This is a genomic window from Xanthomonas sp. WHRI 7065 (assembly GCF_040203115.2).
GTDB lineage: Bacteria > Pseudomonadota > Gammaproteobacteria > Xanthomonadales > Xanthomonadaceae > Xanthomonas > Xanthomonas arboricola.
The window spans coordinates 2,709,702-2,734,843 of sequence record NZ_CP168194.1; the positions used below are offsets into that span (position 1 = coordinate 2,709,702).

Sequence of the window (25,142 nt, forward strand, 5' to 3'; positions counted from 1 at the left end):
GAATCAGGCTGCCCCTGCCGTGGTACATCCGGCCGGTGGAAGGCGCTGCCACGCAGGTGCAATGCGCCAGGCAGGACAGCGTGTGCTGGCCGCATCAGCAACCCTATCAGCCTGCATTCGCCTCGATTTCATGACTGCCGCGTTATGTTCGCCACTGTTTCTGAGGAGCTTCCCCCATGCGTAAAGGCACTGCACTGATTGTCGGCGTGACCGGCATTTCCGGTTACAACCTCGCCAATGTCCTGGTGGCCGATGGCTGGACCGTCTATGGCCTGGCACGGCGCCCGCTGCCTCAGGACGGCGTGATCCCGCTTGCGGCCGATCTGCTGGATGCCGACAGCACCAGCACCGCGCTGCGTGGCCTGCCGATCACCCACGTGTTCTTCTGCACCTGGACACGGCGCGACACCGAGCGCGAGAACGTCGAAGCCAACGGCGCGATGATGCGGCATCTGTGCGAAGCGTTGAGCGATGCGCCGCTGCAGCACATGGCGCTGGTCACCGGTACCAAGCATTACCTCGGCGCGTTCGAGAACTACGGCAGCGGCAAGGCGGAAACGCCGTTCCGCGAAAGCGAGCCGCGCCAGCCCGGCGAGAACTTCTACTACACGCTGGAAGACCTGTTGTTCGCACACGCCGAGCAGCATGGCTTCGGCTGGAGCGTGCATCGCTCGCACACCATGATCGGCATGGCCAATGGCAGCAATGCGATGAACATGGGCGTGACGCTGGCGGTGTATGCATCGCTGTGCAAGCACACCGGCCAGCCGTTCGTGTTTCCCGGCTCACAGGCGCAGTGGAACAGCCTCACCGACCTGACCGATGCCGGCCTGCTCGGCAAGCAGCTGGCCTGGGCAGGCCTGAGCCCGGCCGCCCGCAACCAGGCCTTCAACACCGTCAACGGCGATGTGTTCCGCTGGCGCTGGATGTGGAGCCAGATTGCCGACTTCTTCGGGCTCGACGCTGCGCCCTGCCCCGAGACTCCGCAGCCGCTGGAGGCACGCCTGAGCGAGACCGCGCCGGCAGTATGGAGCGAGATCGCCAGCCAGCATGGCCTGGTGGAGGCCGACGTCAATCGATTGGCATCCTGGTGGCACACCGATGCCGACCTGGGCCGCGAGATCGAGTGCGTCAACGACATGACCAAGAGCCGCGAACTGGGCTTTACGGATTTCTACGACAGCCGTGCATCGTTCCTGGAACTGTTCACGCGCCTGCGCGCGCTGCGCATCATTCCCTGATGCGTTGGGTCGTCGCCACACACGTGGCGGCGACCGTTCTTCCTGTCAACGCGCGTCCTGTCACCGCGAGCATCGGCGCGATGCTACGCACGGGCACTGCGTGCTGAACGCGCATGTGTGGCGAACGCCGGTCGATGCATCACGCGAATGCACCCGTCACCAGCCCCAGGATCTTCAATCTGAGACCGCGGTTTCAACACCGCCCAGCCGCCAGGAATTCCGACGGCCAGGCAGTGCTTCTCACACCGCAGAAGGTGCCAGTTCGCGCAGCTTGCCCTGATGCAGCTCGAGCACGCGGTCCAGGCGCCGCGCCAGACTGCGATCGTGCGTTACCAGGACCAGGCTGGTGCGCTGTGCACGGTTGAGTTCCAGCATCAGTTCGAACACGGTCTCGGCGGTCTTGTCGTCCAGGTTGCCGGTGGGCTCATCGCCCAGCACGCAGCCCGGCTTGTTCACCAGTGCGCGCGCCACCGCCGCACGCTGACGCTCGCCGCCGGACAATTCGCTGGGCTTGTGCTCGATGCGATGTCCGAGCCCGACCGATTCCAGCAACTGCAAGGCCTGCGCCCGCGCCACTGACACTTCTTTCCCGGACAACAGTACCGGCATCATCACGTTTTCCAGCGCGGTGAATTCCGGCAGCAAATGATGGAACTGGTAGACGAAACCCAGGGCCTGATTGCGCAGCTTGCCGCGCTCGCCATCGGACAACGCCGACATGCGCCGGCCGGCCACGTACACCTCGCCCGAGGTCGGAATATCCAAGCCGCCGAGCAGATGCAGCAGCGTGCTCTTGCCCGCCCCTGAGGCGCCGACAATGGCCACGGTTTCGCCGGTCGCCACGGTCAGATCCAGGCCGTCGAACACCGGCGTGCGCATCTTGCCTTCGGCGTAGGTCTTGCCCAGACCCTCCGCGCGGATCACCGCCTCTGCTTGGTTTGGCGTTTGCACAGCCGATTCCCTGATCTCATTCATAACGCAGCGCCTCCGCCGGCTGCGTGCGCGAGGCGCGCCATGCCGGATACAAGGTCGCCAGGAAACTCATCACCAGCGCGACGACGGTGATCACCACCACGTCCTGGGTCTGCATGTCGGTCGGCAAGCCGGTGATGTAATACACGTCCTCGGGCAGCAGCTTGACGCTGAAGATGGTCTCGATCACACCCAGGATGCGCTCCAGGTTGAGCGTCAGCACGATACCGCCGATCACGCCCATGATCGTGCCCATGAAGCCGATCAACGAACCCTGCACCATGAACACCTGCATTACCCCAGCAGGCGACAGGCCCAGGGTGCGCAGGATGGCGATATCGGCCTGCTTGTCGGTGACCAGCATGACCTGCGAGGACACCAGGTTGAACGCGCCCATCGCCACGATCAGCGACAGCAGGATGCCCATCACGGTCTTTTCCATCTTCAACGAGTGGTAGAGATTGGCGTTCTCCTGGGTCCAGTCGCTGACCCGGTACGGGCCATGCAACTTCACCGCCAGATCGCGCGCCACCGGCCAGGCCTGATCCATGTCGTGCAGGCGCAGCCGCACGCCGGTGACGCCATCCATGCGCAACACGCGCGCCAGGTCCTGCATGTTGACCACGGCCAGGCCGCGGTCGATCTCGTTGTAGCCCGCCTCGAAGATTCCGCTGACGGTGAAGCGCTTGAGCCGCGGCATCGCGCCCAGCGGCGTGGCCTGCGTATCGCTGAGCAGCACCACGATGCTGTCGCCCATGTCCACGCCCAGCCACAGCGCCAGCTCCTTGCCGATGACGATGTTGTAGGAGCCCGGGGTCAGGCTGTCGACCGACCCCTGCTGCATCTTCTTGGCCAGTACCGATACCTTTCCCTCTTCGGCAGGAACGATGCCGCGCACGATCGCCGGCTGCTTGCGCGGGCCCTGCAGCAGCGATTCGGTTTCGATGTAGGGCGCGGCACCGGCGATGCGCGGATCGGTCATGGCGACCTCGACCGCATGCTGCCAGTCGTGCATCGGCGCGCCGTCCGCACTGACCGTGGCATGCGCGGCCATCTGCAGCAGGCGGTCGCGGATTTCCTTCTGGAAACCGCTCATCACCGCCAGCGTGGTGATCAGCACGGTCACGCCCAGGGCGATGCCCAGGATCGATGCCATCGAGATAAACGAGATGAAGCCATTGCGCCGCTTGGCACGCAGGTAGCGCAAGCCGATGGCAACCGGGATAGGTTTGAACATGCGGTTCAACCAGGAAAGGGACGCTATGGTGCCACTTGCGGCCGCCGGGACGAAATGGCGTGTGCCTGAGCGGCCAGACGCAGTTCACGTCGCTGCGCTGCGGGCAAGGTATCCGGCCAGAAAAGCAGGCATTGGCGACGTGCATCCAGGCCAGTCCACGCCACCACCGCGATCGGCCCGCGCCACGCCACCTGCAGGCCCTGTACCTGCACACCGTCAACGCTGGCGGGCGTTTCGCTCCAGGGCACGATCACTTCCCGTGCTGGCGAGCGCAACAGCAGGCGCATCGATCGCCCACCGGTCAACACTGCGTAGACAGACAACAGCATCGCCAGCCATGGCGGCACCCCACTCCGCCAGAGTGCCCACAATGCAAGCCCGCTCAGTACGCCCAGCGCGCAAGCAAGCCCGCGCGAGGGTCGCCACTCAAGCCGGCATGGCGCGAATATCGGCGATGAGTGCGGCGTTGGCGGCATCGGGGCAGGCCTCGTATCCCATGAACCAGCGCCACAACTTATCGTCTTCGCAATCCAGCAGCTGTAGGAAAACCGCGCGCTCGGACTCGGAAGCCTGCGCCCAGCGTTGATCTAGATAGCGCCCGAACAATTGATCGAGCTCGCGCATGCCGCGCCGGCAACGCCAGCGCAGTTTCTTCAGCAGGGTTTCTTCATCCATCTCACTCTCCAGCTCGCCTTGCCGGCGCCGAAAACGACAGCGGCACCAGACCAAGGGCCGGTGCCGCTGTGAACCATCTCCCCGCCAAGGCGGGGCCGCATTGCCCTGCGATCAGGCGCGACGCGCCATCATCAACTTCTTGATCTCAGCAATCGCCAGCGCCGGGTTCAGGCCCTTGGGACAGGTCCGCGCGCAGTTCATGATGGTGTGGCAGCGATACAGCTTGAACGGATCTTCCAGGTCGTCCAGGCGCGCACCGGTGTCCTCGTCGCGCGAATCGATGATCCAGCGATACGCCTGCAGCAGGATCGCCGGGCCCAGATAGCGCTCGCCATTCCACCAGTAGCTCGGGCAGCTGGTCGAGCAGCAGGCGCACAGGATGCACTCATACAGGCCATCGAGCTTGCGGCGGTCTTCCGGCGACTGCAGGCGCTCGCGGTCCGGCGGCGGCGGGGTCTGGGTGCGGATCCACGGCTTGATCGACGCGTACTGCGCGTAGAAGTGCGTCAGATCCGGCACCAGATCCTTGATCACGCTCATGTGCGGCAGCGGATAGATCGGTACCTCGGCCTTGCCGCAGGCGGCAATCGCCTTGGTGCAGGCCAGCGTATTGGTGCCGTCGATGTTCATCGCGCACGAGCCGCAGATGCCCTCGCGGCAGGAGCGGCGGAACGCCAGTGTCGGGTCGATCTCGTTCTTGATCTTGATCAGGGCGTCCAACACCATCGGGCCGCACTTGTCGAGATCGATCTCATAGCTGTCGGTACGCGGGTTGGCTTCGCCATCCGGATCCCAGCGGTAGACCTTGAAGGTGCGCGTGTTCTTGGCGCCCTGTGCAGGGTAATGCTTGCCCTTGCCGATCTTTGAATTCTTGGGGAGGGTGAACTCTGCCATAGCTGCTCTCGTTGGCTCAGGCGATGCGCGGTGCGAACGACAACCGCACCGTGCGCATGAAGGTAAAGATGACGGATGCCACCGCCGCGGCGGTGGCGCAACCGCCGGCGGCGTGCCGGCGTTGCCCCTGCGTCATGGGGCGATCCGGCTGGCGCGGTGCACCGCTGCGGTATCCGGACAGGCCGGCCAGCAGAGGCAATGCGAAAGCGGATCGATCCATGCGCATCGATCAGTAAACGCGCGGCTTCGGCGGGACCACGTCCACGTCCTTGCTCAGCGTGTACATGTGCACCGGGCGATATTCGAACTCGCACTTGCCCTTGTCGTCGACGGTGACCAGCGTGTGCTTCTGCCAGTTGACGTCGTCGCGGTCCGGGAAGTCTTCGTGCGAATGCGCGCCGCGGCTCTCATGCCGCTGCTCGGCCGAGTTGATCGTCGCCACTGCGTTGAGCAGCAGGTTGTTCAACTCGTAGGTTTCGATCAGATCCGAGTTCCACACCAGCGAGCGGTCCGAGACCTTGACGTCCTCGAAGCTGGCGAAGATCTCGGCCATCTTGTCGACACCCTCTTTCAGCGTCTTGCTGGTACGGAACACGGCCGCGTCCGACTGCATGGTGCGCTGCATGTTGTCGCGGATCACCGAGGTCGGCGTGGAGCCGTTGGCGTAGCGCAGCTTGTCCAGCAGGCCCAGCGCCTTGTCGCAGGCATCGGACGGCAGCGTCTTGTGCGGCTGGTTGGGCTTGACCGTCTCGGCGCAGCGGTTTGCCACCGCACGGCCGAACACCACCAGATCCAGCAGCGAGTTGGAACCCAGGCGGTTGGCACCGTGCACCGACACGCAGGCAGCTTCGCCGATCGCGTACAGGCCCGGCACGACCGCGTCCGGGTTGTCGCCCTGCTTGCGCACGACTTCGCCGTAGAAGTTGGTCGGAATGCCGCCCATGTTGTAGTGCACGGTCGGCAACACCGGAATCGGCTGCTTGGTCACGTCCACACCGGCAAAGATGTGCGCGCTCTCGGCGATGCCGGGCAGCTTTTCGTTGATGACTTCCGGGCCAAGATGGGTCAGGTCGAGCAGGATGTGATCCTTGTGCTCGCCCACGCCACGGCCCTCGCGGATCTCCACGGTCATCGAGCGCGATACCACGTCGCGCGATGCCAGATCCTTGTAATGCGGTGCATAGCGCTCCATGAAGCGCTCGCCGTTGCTGTTGCGCAGGATGCCGCCTTCGCCACGCACGCCCTCGGTGATCAGGCAGCCCGCACCGTAGATACCGGTGGGATGGAATTGCACGAACTCCATGTCCTGCACCGGCAGGCCGGCACGCATCACCAGGCCGCCGCCGTCACCGGTACAGGTGTGGGCGGAGGTGGCGCTGAAGTAGGCACGACCATAGCCGCCGGTGGCCAGCACCACGCCGTGGGCGCGGAACAGATGCAAGCTGCCATCGGCCATATCCAGCGCCAGCACGCCGCGGCAGACGCCTTCCTCGTCGAAGATCAGGTCGAGTGCGAAGTACTCGATCATGAAGCGTGCGTTATGCGCCAGCGACTGCTGGTACAGCGTGTGCAGCATCGCGTGACCGGTACGGTCGGCCGCTGCGCAGGTGCGCTGCGCGGACGGGCCTTCGCCGTACTTGGTGGTCATGCCGCCGAACGGGCGCTGGTAGATCTTGCCCTCTTCGGTACGCGAGAACGGAACGCCGTAGTGCTCGAGCTCGATGATCGCCGGGATCGCCTCACGGCACATGTACTCGATCGCGTCCTGGTCGCCCAGCCAATCGGAGCCCTTGATGGTGTCGTAGAAGTGGTAGCGCCAATCGTCTTCGCCCATGTTGCCGAGCGCGGCCGAGATGCCGCCCTGCGCCGCAACGGTATGCGAGCGGGTCGGGAAGACCTTGGTCAGGCAGACCGTCTGCAGGCCCTTCTGGGCCAGGCCGAACGTGGCGCGCAGGCCGGCGCCGCCGGCGCCCACCACGACCATGTCGTACTTGTGTTCAGTGATCTTGTAAGCGGACATCGAATTATGGATTCCTGTTTGGTCGCGGACGACTCAGCTGATGCCCAGCGCAATACGCGCCACGGCAAACACGCTGACGATGGCGCCCAGCACGGCGACGAAGCGCACGATGGTCTGCGCAGCAAGCGCAAGCAGCGAGTTGTGCACGTAATCTTCCAGCACCACCTGCATGCCCAGCTGCGCATGCCAGAACGAGGCGATCAGGAAGCCGACCAACAGGATCGCGTTCCAGGGCTTGGCCACCGCGGCGCTGGCCGCAGCGTGATCGGCACCGATCAGGCTCAGCACGAAGATCAGGAACCAGATCGACAGCGGCACCAGGGCGGTGGCGGTTAGGCGCTGCACCACGAAGTGCTCGGTGCCGGTCTTGGCGGCACCCAGGCCACGCACGTTCTTCAGCGGGGTACGGTAGCGGTTCATACGGCACCTCCGGCCAGCAGTACATAGGCCCAGATCGCAGCGGTGAGCACGAAGCTCAGGATCAGCGACAACCAGCCAAGACTGACGAACGAGCGCACTGCATAGCCCTGTCCGAAGTCCTGCATGATGTGGCGCAGTCCACCGAACAGGTGGAACGCGAAGCACCAGGTCCAGCCGAACAGGAAGACCTGGCCGTACCAGGCGCCTGCGTGCTCGCGGAAACAATTCCAGTGGTCGGGGCCGAGCATCAATGTCAGCAAGGCGGCGGCAATCGCCAGCGCGCCGATGGACAGTACGATACCGGTGGCTCGATTGAGAATCGAGGTCACCATCTGTATCTGCCAGCGGTACACCTGGAGATGCGGGGAAAGAGGACGTTCGCGGATCGCCATTCGCTGGGCTCGTTTTCTCGGCTGGGCGGCACTAGACCGCTGTGGCTAAAAGCTGCTCAAAAATCGATGCAGCGTCCATTTTTTTCCCAGTCGCCGTAGCGCGTTGGCTCGGGGCCGTCGCGTCCACCAATCTCCTTGGGCAGTGGCTGCTTCTCGGGAAGATGCTCCTGAGGAGAAGGCTGCGTCTCGGAATCCTGCGCTGGGGTGGGGGTTGGATGGCCTATCATAGTGGTCTCACAACATTGCGATTTTAGTCCTCCCCTTCCATGGCTGACAACCTGAATCTTATTCCACAGGGTTTTGGCTCCCTGCACGACATGCAATACGTTCGCTTGATCGGGACGGATGCAGTGGCGTTCGCGCATGCGCAATTTGCCAACGACGTACAGGCGCTGGCGATCGGGCAGTGGCAGTGGAATGCGTGGTTGACGGCTAAGGGGCGCGTGATCGCCATCTTCGCACTCCTGCGTGAGGACGACACCCACCTGCTGATGCTGTTGCCCGATGGCAATGCGGCCGAGATCGCAACGCAACTCGGCCGTTTTGTGTTCCGACGCAAGCTCAAGATCGGCGTGGCGGCGCTTTCGGCGTTTGGCGGCCTTGCCGCGCCCGCCCGCGCCCAAGGCGCGCAGGCCGATATCGGAACGCAGCGTATCGAATTGGACCTGGGCAGCCCTGCCCTGGCGCGCACGCTGGTGTTGCTGACGAACGATGAGGCATTGGCCGCGCCTATCGAAGTACCGCGCATGGACGCCGAGTGGCGCCGTACGGACCTGCAACTGGGGCTGGCGCGCCTGCCCGATACGCAACGCGAGCAGTGGACGCCGCAGCAGCTGGCGCTGGATCGCCTGCAGGCCTTCAGCGTCAAAAAGGGCTGCTATCCGGGCCAGGAGATCGTGGCGCGGACGCATTTTCTGGGCAAGGCCAAGCGTGCGCTGCAGCTGTTGCAGGTCGATGCCGTTGGCAGCGATGCGCTGGTCGAGGCGGGCCAGGCCGTGCTGCTGGGCGATGCCACCGTCGGCACGCTGGTCAGCGTGGCGGGCGATCTTGCGCTGGCGGTGTTGCCGCTGGAGCTGACCCTGGAAGCCGACGCCGTGCTGCAGGCGGGCGCGCATGCCGCCCGCCCGCTTGCGTTCGTGCAGGGGCTGGCGCGTTAGGCCAGCGCCAGCCGTTCGCCGCTGGCCGGGTCGAAGAAGTGCAGCGCCTCGCTGCGCAGTGCCAGGCGCAGATGCTCCCCCACCGACGGCAGGGCCTGCGGCGCGACCCGGATCACCAGCGGCTGGCCGCCGCGGTCGAGATTGAGGAAGATCTCGTTGCCGACCGGCTCGATCACATCGATACGCGCGTCAAAGCCCAGAGCGGCGTCGTTTGACGGCTGCAGATGCTCCGGACGCACGCCGACGATGACCTCGCGACCGAACCAGCTGCGCTCGACCCGCGCCGCACCCAGCGGCACGCGCCAGCCATCGGCCATGACCAGATGCAGGCCGTCCTGCTCATCCAGGCGCCCCTGCAGCACGTTCATCGCCGGGCTGCCGAGGAATCCGGCCACAAACAGATTGGCCGGGCGGTCGTACAGCGCCATCGGGCTGTCGATCTGCTGGATCACCCCATCCTTGAGTACCACGATGCGTTGGCCCAGCGTCATCGCCTCGACCTGATCGTGGGTGACGTAGATCATTGTGGTGCCGAGCTTGCGGTGCAGCTGCGCGATCTCGGTACGCACACTGTGGCGCAGCTTGGCATCCAGATTGGACAGCGGCTCGTCGAGCAGGAACACCGACGACTCGCGCACCATCGCCCGCCCCAGCGCCACGCGCTGACGCTGGCCGCCGGACATCGCCTTGGGCAGCTTGTCGAGCATCGGGGTCAGCCCCAGCAGCTCGGCGGCGTTGTTGACCCGCTCGGCGATGACCTGCTTGGGGTGGCCGCGCAGCTTGAGCCCGAAGGCCAGGTTCTCGGCCACGGTCATGTGCGGATAGAGCGCGTAGCTCTGGAACACCATGGCAATGTCGCGGTCCTTGGGGGCCACGTCGTTGACCACGCGCTCGCCGATCTTCAGCGTGCCGGCGCTGATGTCCTCGAGCCCGGCGATCATGCGCAACAGGGTCGACTTGCCGCAGCCGGACGGCCCGACCAGCACCATCAATTCGCCATCGGCGACCTCGAAGCTCGCACCCTGTACCGCGACCTGGCCGTTCTCGTAGACCTTGCGGACACCTTCCAACTGCACTTTCGCCATCTTCGGCCTCAACGTAAGTTGTGCGCCCTGCCCTCGGCCCTCCCGACGGCGGTGACGCCGCATGTGCCTGCAAGGAAATTTCCTGCAAACGAATGCATTGGTTTATTCTGACATGTAATCGTTTTCACATGGCAACATCGATCTCGGGAGGGACCATGCCGCCACCGACCCAAGCCGCTGTCTCAAGCGGTGCAGCCTACCTTGCAAGGCCCGCCATTCGGCCACGCATGTGCAGGTCAACCGCCGCGGCGCTAACCGCTGACGGCCACTTGCTGCAACAATCGGGGATTGGGCGTACGCGTCCATCCCCCGCTGCGCGCACGCCAGTGTCGCTCAGGAACAGACATACCGACCGCCGGCTGTCCGGCGCCTTTCCGACCAGCTGCTGATCACGATGTCTCCAGAATCTGAAATTCGGTCCATGCACAACACCCTGATCCTGTTCGGCGCCACCGGCGATCTCGCCCAGCGCTATCTCTTTCCCTCCCTGCTACGATTGTTCGTCGATGGCCTGCTGCCGGAGGATTTCCGTATCCGTGCGCTGGCGTTGTCGCCGCACGATACCGAGGCATTCCGCGAGGTCCTGCGCCCGCGCCTGGCCGCCGCGCTGCCGATCGCCACGCCCGAGCAGATCGAAACGCTGCTGCAGCGGGTCGACTATCGCTCGGTGGATCTGCGCGATGCCGAGTCGGTGTCCAATGCCGTACGCGAGCTGGCCAGCCGCCAGTGCGTGAGCTACCTGGCGATTCCGCCGGGCCTGTACATCAGCACCTGCCAGGGCCTGGCCCTGGGCGGCGCGCTGGCTGCGCCGCACCGGCTGATGCTGGAAAAGCCGATCGGCCACGACTCGGACAGCGCCCGCGAGATCCTGCAGTCGATCGGCGCGCTGATCGACGAAGACCGCGTGTTCCGCCTGGACCATTACCTGGGCAAGGCGGCGGTGCAGAACCTGATCGCGCTGCGCTTCGGCAATACGTTGCTGGAAGCGGTGTGGAACCGCACCTATATCGAGTCGGTGCAGATCCTGGTGGCCGAAAGCGAAGGCGTGGACGGGCGCGATGCCTACTACGCACGCTCCGGCGCGCTGCGCGACATGGTGCAGAGTCACATCCTGCAGTTGTTGTGCCTGGTGGCGATGGAGCCGCCGGCCTCGCTGGAAGCCGACCGCATCCGCGACGAGAAGGTCAAGGTGCTGCGCGCCCTGCGCCCGATGACCGCCGAGCATGCCGCCCACGACAGCGTGCGTGGCCGCTACACCGCCGGCAGCATCAACGGCCAGCCAGCGCAGGCCTATCACCCGCCGGAAGGCAGCGACGTGGAAACCTTCGTCGCGGTGACCGCGCATATCGACAACTGGCGCTGGGCCGGGGTGCCGTTCCACCTGTGCACCGGCAAGCGCCTGGCCGAGCGCTCCACCCGCATTGTGGTCACGCTCAAGCCGGTGACGCATTGGCTGTTCGAGCGCCCGGACCGGCAGAACGCGGTGCCCAACCGCCTGACCTTCCAACTGCAGCCGCAGGAAAACATCGAGCTCGGCCTGATGAGCAGCCTGGCCGGCCCGGAATGGGGCGCGATCGAACTGCAGCCGCTGGAACTGGAACTGTCGGTGCCGACCGGCCTGCACCGCCGCATCGCCTACGAGCGCCTGTTCGTGGATGCCTTCAACGGCAACCCGGCACTGTTCGTGCGCGACGACGAGGTCAAGGCCGCCTGGTCATGGATCGACAGCGTCAGCGATGCGTGGAAAGACGCGCAGTTGCCGCTGCAGCCCTACCCGGCCGGCAGCTGGGGCCCCGATGCCGCGGCGCCCTTCCTGCCCCCGGCCACCGACGCACAGGGACACACCGCATGACCGCTCCTTCCAAGCCGGTGCTGGTTGCCGATATCGGCGGAACCAACGCGCGCTTCGCGCTGGCCGACGTCGACGCCTCGGTGCCGCTGCTGGATGACACCTCGCGCGAATTTGCGGTGGTCGATTTCGGCTCGCTCGGCGAAGCCGCGCGCTATTACCTCGACCAGATCGGCGTCCAGGCCACCCAGGGCGTGTTCGCCGTGGCCGGCCGCGTGGACGGCGACGAGGCGCGCATCACCAACCATCCGTGGGTGATCTCGCGCTCGCGCACTGCGGCGATGCTGGGCTTCAGCACCCTGCACCTGATCAACGACTTCGCCGCGCAGGCCATGGCGATCAGCCTGCTACGCCCGCAGGACGTGGTGCAGGTCGGCGGCGCCAGCTGGCGGCCGGCGCCGATCGAACAGCCGCGCAACTACGGCGTGATCGGCCCGGGCACCGGGCTGGGCGTGGGTGGGCTGATCATCCGCAACGGGCGTTGCTTTCCGCTGGAAACCGAAGGTGGCCACGTCAGCTTCCCGCCCGGCACGCCGGAGGAGATCCGCATCCTGGAGATCCTTTCCGAGCAGTTCGGCCGGGTCTCCAACGAGCGCCTGATCTGCGGCCCGGGCCTGGTCAACATCCATCGCGCGCTCAGCGAGATCGCCGGGGTCGACCCGGGCCCGCTGCAGCCCAAGGACATCACCGCGCGTGCGGCGGCGGGCGATCCACGCTCGTCGCGCACCATCGATCTGTTCTGCGCCATCTTCGGCGCGATCGCCGGCGACATGGTGTTGATGCAGGGCGCCTGGGACGGCGTATTCCTCACCGGCGGGCTGGTGCCCAAGGTGCTGGATTCGCTGCAGCATTCCGGCTTCCGCCAGCGCTTCGAACACAAGGGACGCTTCTCCGCGATCATGTCGCGGGTGCCCTCGCTGGCGGTCATGCATCCGCATGCCGGCCTGCTCGGCGCCGCCGCCTATGCGGTGGATGCGCAGCGTCAGCATCCAGGGGAGCAGCGATGAACCTGCAGGACAATCCGCGCATCACACTGGTGCGCTATGAAGACCCGGCCGAATGGACCGAGGCGGTGGCCAGCGAGATGGCCGACCTGCTGGAACAGGAGATTTCGCGCCGCGGCCAAGCGCGCATGCTGCTGTCCGGCGGCACCACCCCGGCGCCCGTGTACGAATCGCTCGCCCACCGTCCGCTGGACTGGTCGCGGGTGGAAGTGGGCCTGGTCGATGAGCGCTGGCTCTCGCCGCAGGATCAGGACAGCAACGCCTGGCTGGTCAATCACAGCTTTCTGACCCATGCGCAGGCGGCCACCTTCATCCCGCTGGTGCGCCCGGGAAAGCAGTTGCCCGAGTGCGTGCACACCGCGAACCTGCAGGCCACGCACGCCGAGCCTGCGTGCCTGGCGGTGCTGGGCATGGGCGGCGACGGACACACCGCCTCGCTGTTTCCGGGCTCGACCGATCTAAGCAAGGCGCTGTCCAGCCCGCAGCCGTACGCTTCGCTGGATGCCACTGGCTGCCCCGGCTCGAATCAGTGGCCGCTGCGGATCACGCTGACACCGGCCGGATTGGCCACCATCCCGACCCGCCTGCTGTTGCTGCGCGGCAAGCAGAAGCTGGACGTGCTGCAGGCTGCATTGGGCGGTGACGATGTCAGCGAGTATCCGATCCGCGTGGCGCTGCAGCCGCCGGGCCCGAAATTGCGGGTTCATTGGTGTGCCTAGGTGCGAGTCCCTCGCAACAACCGATTTTGTGCGAGTCCTTCGCAAGAGCCCGCACATCCATGTGCGGGTATCTACGAAAAGAACAGCGTGATTACCTTCCCCGTTTCTCATAGCCGGTAGCCAATGAGCCTGCATCCGAACATCCAAGCTGTCACCGACCGTATCCGCAAGCGCAGCGCGCCGTCGCGCGCGGCGTATCTGGCCGGTCTAGATGCCGCCCTGCGCGAGGGTCCGTTCCGTAGCCGTTTGAGCTGCGGCAACCTGGCGCATGGTTTCGCCGCGTCCGAGCCGACCGACAAGTCGCGCCTGCGCGGTGCGGCCACGCCCAACCTGGGCATCATCACCGCCTACAACGACATGCTGTCGGCGCATCAGCCGTTCGAGCATTACCCCCAGCTGATCCGCGACACCGCGCGTACGCTCGGTGCCACCGCGCAGGTCGCCGGCGGCGTGCCGGCGATGTGCGACGGCGTGACCCAGGGCCGCGCCGGCATGGAGCTGTCGTTGTTCTCGCGCGACAACATCGCCCAGGCCGCGGCGATCGGCCTGAGCCACGACATGTTCGACAGCGTGGTCTACCTGGGCGTGTGCGACAAGATCGTGCCGGGCCTGCTGATCGGCGCGCTGGCGTTCGGGCATCTGCCGGCGCTGTTCATGCCGGCCGGCCCGATGACGCCGGGCATTCCGAACAAGCAGAAGGCCGAGGTGCGCGAGCGCTACGCCGCCGGCGAAGCCACCCGCGCCGAACTGCTGGAAGCCGAGTCGTCCTCGTATCACTCGGCCGGTACCTGCACCTTCTACGGCACCGCCAACTCCAACCAGGTGTTGCTCGAAGCGATGGGCGTGCAGTTGCCCGGTGCCTCGTTCGTCAACCCGGAACTGCAGTTGCGCGATGCGCTGACCCGTGATGGCACCGCGCGTGCGCTGGCGATCTCCGCGCTGGGCCAGGACTTCCGTCCGTTTGGCCGCCTGATCGACGAGCGTGCCATCGTCAATGCCGTGGTCGCGCTGATGGCCACCGGCGGTTCGACCAATCACACCATCCACTGGATTGCGGTGGCGCGTGCGGCCGGCATCGTGCTGACCTGGGACGACATGGATCTGATCTCGCAGACCGTGCCGCTGCTGACCCGCATTTATCCCAACGGCGAAGCCGACGTGAACCGCTTCCAGGCCGCGGGCGGCACCGCCTTTGTGTTCCGCGAGCTGATGGACGCCGGGCTGATGCACGACGACCTGCCCACCGTGGTCGAAGGCGGCATGCGCGCCTACGCCAACGAGCCGCGCCTGCAGGACGGCAAGGTCGTCTACGTACCCGGCACTGCGACCACTGCCGACGACAGCGTGGCGCGGCCGGTCAGCGCCGCATTCGAATCACAGGGCGGCCTGCGCCTGCTGCGCGGCAACCTGGGCCGCTCGCTGATCAAGTTGTCAGCAGTCAAGCCGCAGCACCGCACGATCGAAGCGCCGGCGGTGGTAATCGATACACCGCAGGTGCTCAACAAGCTGCATGCCGCCGGCGTGCTGCCGCACGATTTCGTGGTGGTGCTGCGTTACCAGGGCCCGCGTGCCAACGGCATGCCGGAACTGCATTCGATGGCGCCGTTGCTGGGCCTGTTGCAGAACCAGGGCCGGCGCGTGGCCTTGGTCACCGACGGCCGCCTGTCCGGTGCGTCGGGCAAGTTCCCGGCGGCGATCCACATGACGCCCGAAGCCGCACGCGGCGGTCCGATCGGGCGTGTGCGCGAAGGCGACATCGTGCGCCTGGACGGTGAAGCCGGCACGCTGGAAGTGCTGGTCTCGGCCGAAGAGTGGGCATCGCGCGAGGTCGCACCCAACACCTCGGTGGCGGGCAACGACCTGGGGCGCAACCTGTTCGCCATCAACCGCCAGGTGGTTGGCCCGGCCGACCAGGGCGCCATCTCGATTTCCTGCGGCCCGACCCGTCCGGACGGTGCGCTGTGGAGCTACGACGCCGAGTACGAACTCGGTGCCGATGCAGCGGCCGCCGCCGCACCGCACGAGTCCAAGGACGCCTGATTCCCCTTCCCTCTGCGCGACCGCCTCGCGGTCGCCGTCTAACGGAGTTGCAATGACGATTGCCCAGACCCAGAACACCGCCGAACAGCTGCTGCGCGATGCCGGCATCCTGCCGGTGGTCACCGTGGACACGCTGGACCAGGCGCGCCGCGTGGCCGATGCGCTGCTCGAAGGCGGCCTGCCCGCGATCGAACTGACCCTGCGCACACCGGTCGCGATCGAAGCGCTGGCCATGCTCAAGCGCGAGCTGCCCAATATCGTGATCGGCGCCGGCACCGTGCTGAGCGAGCTGCAACTGCGTCAGTCGGTGGATGCCGGTGCCGACTTCCTGGTCACCCCCGGCACGCCGGCGCCGCTGGCGCGCCTGCTAGCCGATGCGCCGATCCCCGCCGTGCCCGGCGCGGCCACGCCGACCGAGCTGCTGACCCTGATGGGCCTGGGCTTCCGCGTGTGCAAGCTGTTCCCGGCCACCGCCGTGGGCGGCTTGCAGATGCTCAAGGGCCTGGCCGGCCCGCTGTCCGAACTCAAGCTCTGCCCCACCGGCGGCATCAGCGAGGCCAACGCGGCCGAGTTCCTGTCGCAGCCGAACGTGCTGTGCATCGGAGGCTCGTGGATGGTGCCCAAGGACTGGCTGGCGCAGGGCCAGTGGGACAAGGTCAAGCAGAGCTCGGCCAAGGCGGCGGCGATCGTGCGGCAGGTGCGTGCGGCCTGATTTTATGGCCGCCGTATCCAGCGGCTTGGAACCCAGGTTGCCGGGAAAGCTGGATAGCTGAGGACAGCTGATAAGTTGGCGCTTTGGTTTTGAATGAGGAAAGCCCGGTTTGCTGGCGCTTTCATTTTGGTTGAGGAAAGGCTGCTGGCAGGCGCCTTGTTTCATGCGTGCGAGCGGCCTGCGGGCGCCGGGGCAGGACACGCCGTGAACCCATCCATGGGGGCTCTTACACGCGCCATGTCGTGTAAGGTCCTGCCCCGGCGCCCGCGGACCAATCTCGAATGTTCCTGTGTTGGCGTAACGGAGAGCAGCCACTGCCGCATGGCATGCCCGACCTAGCTTTGGTCGTTGCCCCGCCCAATGAGGCAGAGGCCTCTTCGCGTCCCTCTTGAAAGCGGCGGATTGAGAGCCTGGGAACCGTGCACTTCTGAGTAGTTGGCATCTGGGCGGTGTGTCTGAGAGCTACGAAGTCGAAGGTCCAGAGGACGTGCAGCGAACGTGGCGGATGATTGGCACGCACCAAAAATCGATCACTGAATCGGCTGCCGTTTTTCGTCGCTCAACGTCGCGGAAACGACTCGCCGAAGCGGCAGCGTGGCCGGGGATTGGCGGAGAGCGGCACAGGGATGTGCCGCGGCGGCGAGTCAGACAGGATGTCTGACCGAGCCGAGGAGCCAGTCCACGGGCGCGCTGTCGCCCTCACCGAAGCCGGCGGAACACAGCCGCGTGCTTGGCAGTGCCCCGGAAGAGAAACCGTACCCTCACCCCACCCCCTCGCTCCGCGCCCCGGCCCGCGCTTGCGGTGCGGGCGCCCAAGGCACGCGCGCCCTTGGCGCGCAAGCCGTGCCTCCTCGCCCCACCGGGAGAGGGGCTTGGCGCCTTGTCACTCAGGGCCTCAGTGCGCTGGTGAATGCCTTACGCCGGGAAACCTTCAGCAGTGTTGGCGCTCACGATTCCAGCGCAACGCTTGCCGGCTGCGTCTTCGGCACGCCGCGCGCACGTCGTACCAGCGCGGCTGCGCCGTTGCTCATGTCATCGAGAATTGCGTAGATCGTCGGCAGAAACAGCAGACTCACCACCGTCGAGAACGCCAGCCCGCCGGCGATCGCGCGGGCCATCGGGAAGTACGGCGGGCCGTCGCTGAACATCGTGGTGCTGGTCAGCGAGATCGGCACCATCGCCAGGATGGCGGTGCCCATCGTCATCATGATCGGCCGCAAGCGCTCGCGTGAGCCTTCGATCAAGGCCTGCGTGCGGCCAATGCCGCGGCGGCGCAGGTTGTTGATGTGCTCGATCATCACGATGCCGTTGTTCACCACCACTCCCATTAACACCAGGATGCCGATGAAGGACATGATCCCGAACGAGGTACCGGTGATCCAGAACAGCCAGAACACCCCAAAGATCGAAAACACCACACCGCTCATGATCGCTGCAGGAAACAGCAGCGATTCGAACACCGCCGCCATCACCACGTAGATCATCACCAGCGCGATCACCAGGTTGAACACCATCTGGCCCATCGCTTCGCCGTCGTCCTGGTAATCGCCGCCGTCAAAGGTATAGCTGTAGCCGGCGGGGAAACTCATCGCCTTGAGCGGCTTTTCCATTGCCGCGCGTGCTTCCGGCACGGTGACCTTACTGGCCAGATTGGCCTTGATGGTCAGCGTGGTCTGGCGATTGGTGCGGCCGATCTGGGTGGCGGCCGGGCGAATCTGCACATCGACCAGACTGAGCAACGGCGCGCTGCGGCCATCCTTGGTGCGTACCGTGAAGCTGGCCAGGTCTTCCGGCTTGCTCTCTTCGGCGCCGGCAAAGCGCACCCACACCGGCACCTCGTTGTCGCCGCGGCGGAACTCGCGCAACGGCGTGCCACGCAACGCCAGACCGACGAAACTTGCCACCTGCTCGGCACTGAACCCGAAGGCCGCCGCACGCTCGCGATCGACCCGGATCGCCAACTCGCTGGTGCGGTCGCCGGTGTCCACGTGCACGTCGCGCAGTTCCTTGCGCTGCGCCAGCAGCGGCATCACATCGTCGGCCAGGGCCTGCAAGGCCTGGGTCGAATCGCCGACCAACTGCACCTGCACGCCTTGATTGCCGCTGCCGCCATCGCCCTGATTGCCGATGCTGTAGTCCGCACGCGCCGAGCGCGGCAAGGCCTTGCGGATCTGTTCCAGCAACGCCGGCAGCTCCTTGACCTTGCCCGCGTCGAAAGTCACGGTGGTGCTGCCGCCTTCCGCTTCGCTGAACCACGAATAGATCTGGGTGATGTGGTACTTGTCGCGATTGGCCTGCAGGTAACGCTCGACCCGCCCTACTTCCTCACCCATCTGCTCATGCGTGTACGAGCCTTTCCACTGATACTGGATGAAAGCCTCGTTGCCGCCATCGCCGCCGAACATGTCGACCTTGGTCAACTTCATTGGCACCAGGCTGATCGCACTGACCAACACGATGCCGGCCACGCTCCAGCCGCGATGGGCCAGCGTCCATGCCAGCACCTTGGCATAACGGCGCTGCAGCCGCGCGATCACGCCGCGCTCGGAGCTCACCATCGGCGGCGTCTTCATGCGCGCCGACAACATCGGAATCAGGCTGATCGCCACCAGCCACGAGGCCAGCAGCGACACCGAAATGGTGATCGCGATCTGCGCCATGAAGATGCTGATGTTGTTGGTCTCGCCAAACAGGTTCGGCACGAACACGATGCAATGGCACAAGGTGCCGGCGCTGAGCGCGATCGCCACGCTGCGCGTGCCGAGCAGGGCCGCCAGCTGCGGTTGACCGGGCATGCGCTCGCGTTCCTGGTAGATGCTTTCCACCACCACCACCGCGTTGTCGACCAGCATGCCGACCGCCAGCAGCAGGCCCATCATGGTCAGGATGTTGAGCGTGACGCCGACGAAGTACATGAAGCCCAGCGTGATCGCAAAGCAGATCGGAATCGCCAGCGTCACCATCAGCGTCGATGGCCAGTGGCGCAGGAAGAAGAACAGCACGGTGATCGACAACAACAGGCCCACCGCGCCGGCTTCGGCCAGTTCCGCCAGCGACGAGGTCACCGCCTTACCCTGGTTGTCGATCACCTTGATCTGCACATCGCGCATCGCAGGTTCGGCGCGAATGTCCTCGACTTCCTTCAACGCCGCCTTGGACACATCCACCAGGTTGGCGCTGCGCTCCTTGTAGATGTCCAGCCCGATCGCCGGGCGCCCATCCAGGCGACGGCCGTAATTCATCCGCGTCGGCTTCAACCGCACCTGCGCGATGTCGGCGAGCCTTAGCCCCTTGGCATTGAGCACCAGGTCGCGCAGTTCCTGCAGGTCGCGCAATTCGCCGATCGGCTGTACCCGAATGCGCTGGCCGTTGTCGTCGATCTGGCCTGCCGACACCGAAAAATTGAGCTTGCCCAGGCGCTCGCTCAAGTCATTGAGGCTGAGGTCGTGCGCGGTGAGCCGGTCCGGCGCGATGGCAATCTCCACTTCGTTCGGCGGTGCGCCGGAGATCTCCACCTTGGCCACGCCGGGAATCCGTTCGATGCGCCGCTTGAACTCGCGGTCGAGCATGTCGTACGCGCCGGTCAGATCAGTCTGGCTGGCCAGGCGTACCTTCAGCACCGGCTCGTCGCTGCTGGACCATTTGTAGATGTGGAAGCGCTGCAGATCTTCCGGAAAATCGTCGCGAATGGCATCCAGCCGCTCGCGCGCATCCGATGCGGCGATGGCGATGTCGCGGTCCCAGTCGGAGAACTCGATGAAGATGTTGGCGCCGTCGGCGGTGGCGGTCGAGCGCATGCGCTTGATGCCGGTCATCGTCGCCAACGCCTCTTCGGCCGGCCGCACCAGGTTGCGTTCCACCTCGTCCGGGGTGGAGCCGGTGTACGGCAGTTGCACGAACAGGAACGGTGCGGAAATGTCCGGCAGCGCCTCCAGCGGCAACCGGAACGCGGCAATCAGCCCCACCACCACCAGCGAGACGAAGCACATGATGGTGGTGACCGGCCGACGGATGCTGAAGGCGGCAACGCTCATAGCGCCTCCAGCCCGTCGGAGTTACCGGTCGCCTGCGCACGTTGGCCGGCCGTGCGCCGGCCACGCTCCAGGTAATAGGCATCGGCGCGACGGTCCAGCAGGTCGTACACCACCGGGATCACCAGCAGGGTCAGCAGCGTGGACACCAGCAACCCACCGATCACGGTGATCGCCATCGGCGCGCGCACCTCGGCGCCCTCGCCCATCGCCACCGCCAACGGCAGGAAGCCGAACAAGGTGCACAGCGTGGTCATCACGATCGGCCGCAAGCGCGAACGCGCGCCTTCGATCAAGGCCTCGCGCTTGGGCACGCCTTCCTCGCGCAGCTGGTTGACCTTGTCAATCAGGATGATCGCGTTCTTGGTCACCAGCCCCACCAGCAGGATCAAGCCGATGAACACCACCACCGACACCGGCTTGCCGGTCATCAGCAAGGCCAGCACCGCGCCGACCATCGCCAGCGGAATGGTGAACAGGATGACGAACGGATGCAGCAGCGATTCGAACTGCGAGGCCATCACCAGATAGACCAGAAAGATCGCCAGACCGAACGCGAACAACAGCGACTTCACCGATTGCGCCAGTTCCTCGCCTTGCCCGCCGATATGCATGCCCACGCCGGCGGCCAGCGGATCGTTGCGCACCATCGACTCGACCTCGCGCACCGCGCCGCCCAGATCCATGTCATGCAGGCTGGCCGAGACGATCGCCACGCGGGTCTGATCGGCGCGATGGATCTCGCTCGGCCCGGTCGTTGCCACCACCTCGGCCACCGCCGCCAGACGCACCGGCCGGCTGCTGCCCGGGTTGACGATCAGCTGCCGGATCGCATCCACACTGGCGCGGTCGCTGTGTTGCGCACGCACCAGCACATCGATCTTGCGATCGCGAAAGCTGTAGCGCGTGGCCACATCGCCGCGCACCTTCTTGACGATCACATCGGCGATCTGGCGGGTGGTCAGGCCCAACGCAGCGGCGCGTTCCTGATCGAAACGGATCTGGATTTCCGGGAAGCCCTCTTCCACCGTCGACTTGACGTCGGCGTAATGGCCATTGGCCCGCAGCATCGCCGCCAGCTTCTGCCCGGCACGTTCCAGCTCGCCCAGATCCTGCCCGCGCAGCTCCACTTCCAGCGGCGTGGAAAAACTGAACAATGCTGGCCGTGCAAAATCCACCTGCGCTCCCGGATGGTCCACCATGCTGCTGCGTAGTCGCCTGGTGGCCGCCGCTTCCACTTCCGGGCTGCCGCCGCCGGCCATCACCACGGTGAGCTTGCCGATGTTCTCGCCGCTCTCGGTGGGGTTGGCATCCAGCCGCGTACCGCTGCCGCTCACCCCATACAACGAGGCGATGCCCGGGTCCTTGTCGTGCGCCAGCTGCAACTCGCGCACTAGGGCGTCGGTCTGCGCCAGCGGCGTGCCGGAAGGCAGCTTCACCGTCATTTCGAAGCGGTCCTGCGCCAGCTGCGGAATCAAATCTGCACCCAGCATCGGCACCAGCAACACGGTGCCGATAAATGCGGCGGCCGCCAGTCCCAGCACCAGGCCGGGCCGCCGCAATGCCGCCGGCAGCATCGCCAGATAACCACGCTCGGCGCGACCATACGGCGCCATCGCCAGGTCACTGGCCTTGCGCATCACCGGCGATACCACCCGTGCGATGCCGCGCCACAGCTTGACCACCGCCCACGCCACCGCAAATAACGCGTAGCGCACGCTCGCGCCGGCCCCGCGCCGGCCGGCAGCCACCGGCTTGAGCCAGCGCTGCTGCGGCTGCCACTGCGGATGGCTCGGCTCGTCCGGGAATGCCATCGGCGGCGCACCCTTGAGCGAACTCAGCATCGGGATCAGCGTCATCGACACCACCAGCGAGATTGCGATGGCGATCGCCACGGTCAGCGCCTGGTCGCGGAACAGCTGCCCGGCGATGCCCTCGACGAACACCAGCGGCAGGAACACCGCGATCGTGGTCAACGTGGACGCCATCACCGCCATGCTGACTTCACGGGTGCCGGCAATTGCCGCATCCAGCACGCTCAGGCCACGCTCGCGTGCCTTGGCAATGCTTTCCAGCACCACGATCGAGTCGTCCACCACCAGCCCGGTGGCCAGTGCCAGCCCGCCCAGCGACATCACGTTGAGGCTCAGGCCCAACTGGCCCATGAAGAAGAACGTGGTGATGATCGACACCGGCAACGACAGGCTGATCACGAAGGTGCTCCAGCCATCGCGCAGGAACAGGAAGATGATCAGGATCGCCAGCACGCCGCCGATCACCGCATCCTTCTTGACGTCGCTGATCGCGTGCTCGATGAAGTGCGACTGGTCCTCGATGGTGGTGATCTCCACATCGCCGGGCACGGTCGCCTTCAACTGCTCCAGCCGCTTGCGCAGCGCCGCGGCGGTGGACACGGTATTGGCATCGCCTTCCTTGTAGATCGCCAGCTCCACCGCTTCCTTGCCGCCCAGGCGGATGATCGCCTCGCGTTCCTTGTAGCCCTGGCGGACCTCGGCCACATCCTTCAATCGCACCGGCATGCCGCCGGCAATGCTGCTGCTGGACGCCGACGAGGTGCTCTGCACTTCGGCCGCCGCCGCCAGCGCCGCCTGCGACCCGGTGGACGCGGCAATCGCATACATCTGCTGCATCGCCGCTTCCGCGGCGCTGCCGCTGCTGCTCTGCGTGGTCACCAGCATGTTGCGGATCTCGTCCAGATCCACGAACTGGTTGACCGTGCGCACCAGATACCGCTGCGAGCCTTCCTCCAGCCGGCCGCCGGAGATATTGACGTTCTCCTCCTTGAGCCGGGTGATCACGTTGTCGATCGGCAGGTTGAGCTGCGCCAGTTTCTGCTGATCGATATCGACCTGGATCTCGTCTTCCAGCCCGCCGCCGACCTTGACCGCGGCCACGCCGGCCACCGGTTCGAGCTTCTTCTTCAGGTCTTCATCGGCGTAGCGACGCAGCCCGGTGAGCTGGCGGATCGCATCGTTGTCGGAGGCCGGCGCCTGTTTGGGCGACAGCGCCAGCCGCATGATCGGCTCGGTGGATGGATTGAAGCGCAGCAGCACCGGCGGCTTGGTCTCCAGCGGCAGCGACAGGGCTTCCATCTTGTCGCGCACTTCCAGGCTGGCCTGGTCCATGTTGGTGCCCCAGGCGAACTCCAGCACCACGTCGCTCTGCCCGGTGCGCGAGATCGACTTGAGCTTGCGCAGGTTCTTGACCACGCCGACGGCTTCTTCCACCGGCTCGGTCACCAGCGTTTCGATTTCCGCCGGCGCCGCGCCGGTGTATTCGGTGCGCACGGTCAGCGTGGGGTAGCTCAGGCCCGGCAACAGGTTGACCTTGAGACTGCGCAGCGCGATCAGCCCGAACAGCAGCATGGTCACGGTGATCATCGCGATGGTCACCCGCCGGCGCGTGGCGAAGGCCACCAGACCGCCGCCGCCAGGCAGAGGTGCATGCGGGTCGTGCACGGGTGCGTGCGGGCTGCCGTGATCGCTCATGAGCGTTTCCCGTCGCTATCGGCTGCCGGTGCCGCCGCCGCAACCGGCTTGCGGTCGGGCTGGCCGATGACCTGCACCGCAGTGCCATCACGCAGCGCCACTTTGCCGGCGGTCACCACTTGGTCGCCTTCCTTCAGCCCTTGCCGCACTTCCAGCCACGGACCTTCGGCATAACCGAGTTTCACCGGCACCCGGCTGGCCTTGCCGTTACGCACCACGAACACCGCCGGCTCGCCATCGTCCAGCAGCGCCAGGCGCGGAATCACCAACGCGTCCTTGCGCTGGTCGTAGTCGATACGGATGCGCCCGAACATGCCCGGCTGCAACGCTTCGGCGCCCTGGCCGAATGCACAGATCACCCGGAAGGTACCGCTGCCCGAATCCACCACCGGCGCAATGCGGTCGACCTTGCCGATGAACTGCTGACCAGGCAAGGCATCGGCCAGCAAGGTCACCGGCTGGCCGGATTTGAGCGTGGCCAGTTCGCGCTCGGGCACGTTGAGCGTGGCTTCCAGCTGCGAATCGTCGACGATGCGGAAGATCGGCGTATTGATCTGCACGAAGTTGCCGGTCTTGATCGAGCGCGAGGCGATCACCCCGGAAATCGGCGCCTGCACCGTGGTGTAGGACAGCTCCAGCGATGCCAGGCGATGCTGCGCGCGGCTGTTTTCGACATCGAACTTGAGCTGGTCGACATCGGCGGCACTGACCAGCTGCTGCCCCACCAACTGGGTGGCACGGCGGTAACTATTCTCCAGTTTGCGCAGCTGCGCTTCGCTTTGCGCCACCGCCAGATGCGCACGGTCCGGATCCAGGCGGACCAGGGCCTGGCCCGCGGACACCTTCTGGCCCTCTTCCACCATCACCGCCAATGCCACGCCGGAGGTCTTGGCCACCACCTGCGCTTCGGCACGCGGCTCCAGGGCGGCGGTGCCGGTGTAGCTGGCCGCCACCGCACGGCGTGCGGCCTTGGCAATTTCCACCGGTACCGCATCGACGGTTTTCTTCTCCTCGGCGGCCTTGGCCTCGCCATCTCCCGCCTTGCAGCCGCCCAGCAACAGGCTCGTGGTGATCAACAATGCAGCGGCGCAGGTTCCGCTGCGGCCGGGCAGGAAGGAGAGTGGCGACATCGTCGTGTCCTAGTGGATGCGTGAACAGGTGTTGTAGGCAAGTAGACCACCCGAA

Annotated in this window: 21 protein-coding genes; 7 read left to right on the plus strand and 14 right to left on the minus strand. The window is 65.7% G+C overall.

What is annotated here, in order from left to right:
- Positions 1-176 precede the first annotated feature (176 nt).
- A complete protein-coding gene (locus ABQY64_RS11350; RefSeq protein ID WP_167708985.1) occupies positions 177-1,241 on the plus strand; it encodes an SDR family oxidoreductase in 1,065 nt (354 codons plus the stop codon).
- Between the two features lie 240 nt (positions 1,242-1,481).
- On the opposite strand, the gene lolD is transcribed toward ABQY64_RS11350, so the two are convergent.
- From lolD to ABQY64_RS11400, 10 genes are all read right to left on the minus strand, one after another.
- Complete coding sequence (gene lolD / locus ABQY64_RS11355) at positions 1,482-2,216, minus strand: lipoprotein-releasing ABC transporter ATP-binding protein LolD (protein ID WP_065031458.1); 735 nt, start codon at positions 2,214-2,216, stop codon at positions 1,482-1,484.
- Positions 2,209-3,450 (minus strand): lipoprotein-releasing ABC transporter permease subunit, encoded by a 1,242-nt coding sequence (locus tag ABQY64_RS11360; protein ID WP_228599684.1) that lies wholly within the window; start codon positions 3,448-3,450, stop codon positions 2,209-2,211. Before ABQY64_RS11360 ends, lolD begins: the two co-directional genes overlap by 8 nt.
- Positions 3,451-3,473: 23 nt before the next feature.
- Positions 3,474-3,926 (minus strand): hypothetical protein, encoded by a 453-nt coding sequence (locus ABQY64_RS11365; RefSeq protein WP_349779398.1) that lies wholly within the window; start codon positions 3,924-3,926, stop codon positions 3,474-3,476.
- Positions 3,877-4,125, minus strand: a complete 249-nt coding sequence (locus ABQY64_RS11370) for a succinate dehydrogenase assembly factor 2 (protein ID WP_024938685.1) — start codon at positions 4,123-4,125, stop codon at positions 3,877-3,879. Before ABQY64_RS11370 ends, ABQY64_RS11365 begins: the two co-directional genes overlap by 50 nt.
- Positions 4,126-4,236: 111 nt before the next feature.
- The gene (locus ABQY64_RS11375; protein WP_024938686.1) at positions 4,237-5,019 is read right to left on the minus strand and encodes a succinate dehydrogenase iron-sulfur subunit; all 783 of its coding nucleotides are present in this window, start codon (positions 5,017-5,019) and stop codon (positions 4,237-4,239) included.
- Positions 5,020-5,035: 16 nt separating this feature from the next.
- Positions 5,036-5,245, minus strand: a complete 210-nt coding sequence (locus ABQY64_RS11380; RefSeq protein WP_349779397.1) for a hypothetical protein — start codon at positions 5,243-5,245, stop codon at positions 5,036-5,038.
- 3 nt (positions 5,246-5,248) lie between these two features.
- A complete protein-coding gene (gene sdhA, locus ABQY64_RS11385; RefSeq protein ID WP_016902591.1) occupies positions 5,249-7,039 on the minus strand; it encodes a succinate dehydrogenase flavoprotein subunit in 1,791 nt (596 codons plus the stop codon).
- 33 nt (positions 7,040-7,072) lie between these two features.
- Positions 7,073-7,459 carry a succinate dehydrogenase, hydrophobic membrane anchor protein gene (gene sdhD / locus ABQY64_RS11390; RefSeq protein ID WP_016902592.1) on the minus strand — a complete coding sequence of 129 codons (387 nt, stop codon included), beginning with the start codon at positions 7,457-7,459 and terminating at the stop codon, positions 7,073-7,075.
- Positions 7,456-7,851, minus strand: coding sequence for a succinate dehydrogenase, cytochrome b556 subunit (gene sdhC, locus ABQY64_RS11395; protein ID WP_026064344.1), 396 nt, complete (start codon positions 7,849-7,851; stop codon positions 7,456-7,458). The genes sdhD and sdhC overlap by 4 nt, the downstream gene beginning before the upstream one ends.
- Before the next feature lie 56 nt (positions 7,852-7,907).
- Positions 7,908-8,216, minus strand: a complete 309-nt coding sequence (locus ABQY64_RS11400; protein ID WP_258078513.1) for a DUF1674 domain-containing protein — start codon at positions 8,214-8,216, stop codon at positions 7,908-7,910.
- Here ABQY64_RS11400 and ABQY64_RS11405 point away from each other — a divergent pair.
- Positions 8,118-9,008: a folate-binding protein YgfZ gene (locus ABQY64_RS11405; protein ID WP_102584477.1), complete on the plus strand. Its 891-nt coding sequence runs from the start codon at positions 8,118-8,120 to the stop codon at positions 9,006-9,008. The genes ABQY64_RS11400 and ABQY64_RS11405 overlap by 99 nt on opposite strands.
- Here the strand turns inward: ABQY64_RS11405 and ABQY64_RS11410 are convergent.
- Positions 9,005-10,093 (minus strand): ABC transporter ATP-binding protein, encoded by a 1,089-nt coding sequence (locus ABQY64_RS11410; RefSeq protein ID WP_102584476.1) that lies wholly within the window; start codon positions 10,091-10,093, stop codon positions 9,005-9,007. The genes ABQY64_RS11405 and ABQY64_RS11410 overlap by 4 nt on opposite strands.
- Positions 10,094-10,514: 421 nt before the next feature.
- Between ABQY64_RS11410 and zwf the strand changes: the two genes are divergently transcribed.
- The 5 genes from zwf (at position 10,515) to ABQY64_RS11435 (ending at position 16,417) form a co-directional block, all read left to right on the plus strand.
- Complete coding sequence (gene zwf / locus ABQY64_RS11415; RefSeq protein WP_349779396.1) at positions 10,515-11,945, plus strand: glucose-6-phosphate dehydrogenase; 1,431 nt, start codon at positions 10,515-10,517, stop codon at positions 11,943-11,945.
- On the plus strand, positions 11,942-12,949 hold the full coding sequence (gene glk, locus ABQY64_RS11420; protein ID WP_349779395.1) for a glucokinase: 1,008 nt from the start codon (positions 11,942-11,944) through the stop codon (positions 12,947-12,949). The genes zwf and glk overlap by 4 nt, the downstream gene beginning before the upstream one ends.
- The gene (pgl, locus tag ABQY64_RS11425; RefSeq protein WP_349779394.1) at positions 12,946-13,665 is read left to right on the plus strand and encodes a 6-phosphogluconolactonase; all 720 of its coding nucleotides are present in this window, start codon (positions 12,946-12,948) and stop codon (positions 13,663-13,665) included. The genes glk and pgl overlap by 4 nt, the downstream gene beginning before the upstream one ends.
- A gap of 123 nt (positions 13,666-13,788) precedes the next feature.
- Positions 13,789-15,705, plus strand: a complete 1,917-nt coding sequence (gene edd, locus ABQY64_RS11430) for a phosphogluconate dehydratase (protein ID WP_349779393.1) — start codon at positions 13,789-13,791, stop codon at positions 15,703-15,705.
- Positions 15,706-15,757: 52 nt separating this feature from the next.
- Positions 15,758-16,417 carry a bifunctional 4-hydroxy-2-oxoglutarate aldolase/2-dehydro-3-deoxy-phosphogluconate aldolase gene (locus ABQY64_RS11435; protein ID WP_047125297.1) on the plus strand — a complete coding sequence of 220 codons (660 nt, stop codon included), beginning with the start codon at positions 15,758-15,760 and terminating at the stop codon, positions 16,415-16,417.
- Positions 16,418-17,364: 947 nt separating this feature from the next.
- Here ABQY64_RS11435 and ABQY64_RS11440 read toward each other — a convergent pair.
- From ABQY64_RS11440 to ABQY64_RS11450, 3 genes are read right to left on the minus strand one after another with little or no spacing between them, the layout of a single operon-like run.
- A complete protein-coding gene (locus tag ABQY64_RS11440) occupies positions 17,365-20,451 on the minus strand; it encodes an efflux RND transporter permease subunit (RefSeq protein ID WP_349779392.1) in 3,087 nt (1,028 codons plus the stop codon).
- On the minus strand, positions 20,448-23,957 hold the full coding sequence (locus ABQY64_RS11445) for an efflux RND transporter permease subunit (RefSeq protein ID WP_349779391.1): 3,510 nt from the start codon (positions 23,955-23,957) through the stop codon (positions 20,448-20,450). Before ABQY64_RS11445 ends, ABQY64_RS11440 begins: the two co-directional genes overlap by 4 nt.
- A complete protein-coding gene (locus ABQY64_RS11450) occupies positions 23,954-25,087 on the minus strand; it encodes an efflux RND transporter periplasmic adaptor subunit (RefSeq protein ID WP_039521741.1) in 1,134 nt (377 codons plus the stop codon). Before ABQY64_RS11450 ends, ABQY64_RS11445 begins: the two co-directional genes overlap by 4 nt.
- Between the last annotated feature and the right edge of the window lie 55 nt (positions 25,088-25,142).

What these genes read in the sequence shown, in the direction of transcription:
- ABQY64_RS11350 (WP_167708985.1), top strand. Translation starts at nt 177, where the DNA reads ATGCGTAAAGGCACTGCACTGATTGTCGGCGTGACCGGCATTTCCGGT.
- lolD (WP_065031458.1), bottom strand. Translation starts at nt 2,216, where the DNA reads ATGAATGAGATCAGGGAATCGGCTGTGCAAACGCCAAACCAAGCAGAG.
- ABQY64_RS11360 (WP_228599684.1), bottom strand. Translation starts at nt 3,450, where the DNA reads ATGTTCAAACCTATCCCGGTTGCCATCGGCTTGCGCTACCTGCGTGCC.
- ABQY64_RS11365 (WP_349779398.1), bottom strand. Translation starts at nt 3,926, where the DNA reads ATGCCGCCAACGCCGCACTCATCGCCGATATTCGCGCCATGCCGGCTT.
- ABQY64_RS11370 (WP_024938685.1), bottom strand. Translation starts at nt 4,125, where the DNA reads ATGGATGAAGAAACCCTGCTGAAGAAACTGCGCTGGCGTTGCCGGCGC.
- ABQY64_RS11375 (WP_024938686.1), bottom strand. Translation starts at nt 5,019, where the DNA reads ATGGCAGAGTTCACCCTCCCCAAGAATTCAAAGATCGGCAAGGGCAAG.
- ABQY64_RS11380 (WP_349779397.1), bottom strand. Translation starts at nt 5,245, where the DNA reads ATGCGCATGGATCGATCCGCTTTCGCATTGCCTCTGCTGGCCGGCCTG.
- sdhA (WP_016902591.1), bottom strand. Translation starts at nt 7,039, where the DNA reads ATGTCCGCTTACAAGATCACTGAACACAAGTACGACATGGTCGTGGTG.
- sdhD (WP_016902592.1), bottom strand. Translation starts at nt 7,459, where the DNA reads ATGAACCGCTACCGTACCCCGCTGAAGAACGTGCGTGGCCTGGGTGCC.
- sdhC (WP_026064344.1), bottom strand. Translation starts at nt 7,851, where the DNA reads ATGGCGATCCGCGAACGTCCTCTTTCCCCGCATCTCCAGGTGTACCGC.
- ABQY64_RS11405 (WP_102584477.1), top strand. Translation starts at nt 8,118, where the DNA reads ATGGCTGACAACCTGAATCTTATTCCACAGGGTTTTGGCTCCCTGCAC.
- ABQY64_RS11400 (WP_258078513.1), bottom strand. Translation starts at nt 8,216, where the DNA reads ATGCGCGAACGCCACTGCATCCGTCCCGATCAAGCGAACGTATTGCAT.
- ABQY64_RS11410 (WP_102584476.1), bottom strand. Translation starts at nt 10,093, where the DNA reads ATGGCGAAAGTGCAGTTGGAAGGTGTCCGCAAGGTCTACGAGAACGGC.
- zwf (WP_349779396.1), top strand. Translation starts at nt 10,515, where the DNA reads ATGCACAACACCCTGATCCTGTTCGGCGCCACCGGCGATCTCGCCCAG.
- glk (WP_349779395.1), top strand. Translation starts at nt 11,942, where the DNA reads ATGACCGCTCCTTCCAAGCCGGTGCTGGTTGCCGATATCGGCGGAACC.
- pgl (WP_349779394.1), top strand. Translation starts at nt 12,946, where the DNA reads ATGAACCTGCAGGACAATCCGCGCATCACACTGGTGCGCTATGAAGAC.
- edd (WP_349779393.1), top strand. Translation starts at nt 13,789, where the DNA reads ATGAGCCTGCATCCGAACATCCAAGCTGTCACCGACCGTATCCGCAAG.
- ABQY64_RS11435 (WP_047125297.1), top strand. Translation starts at nt 15,758, where the DNA reads ATGACGATTGCCCAGACCCAGAACACCGCCGAACAGCTGCTGCGCGAT.
- ABQY64_RS11440 (WP_349779392.1), bottom strand. Translation starts at nt 20,451, where the DNA reads ATGAGCGTTGCCGCCTTCAGCATCCGTCGGCCGGTCACCACCATCATG.
- ABQY64_RS11445 (WP_349779391.1), bottom strand. Translation starts at nt 23,957, where the DNA reads ATGAGCGATCACGGCAGCCCGCACGCACCCGTGCACGACCCGCATGCA.
- ABQY64_RS11450 (WP_039521741.1), bottom strand. Translation starts at nt 25,087, where the DNA reads ATGTCGCCACTCTCCTTCCTGCCCGGCCGCAGCGGAACCTGCGCCGCT.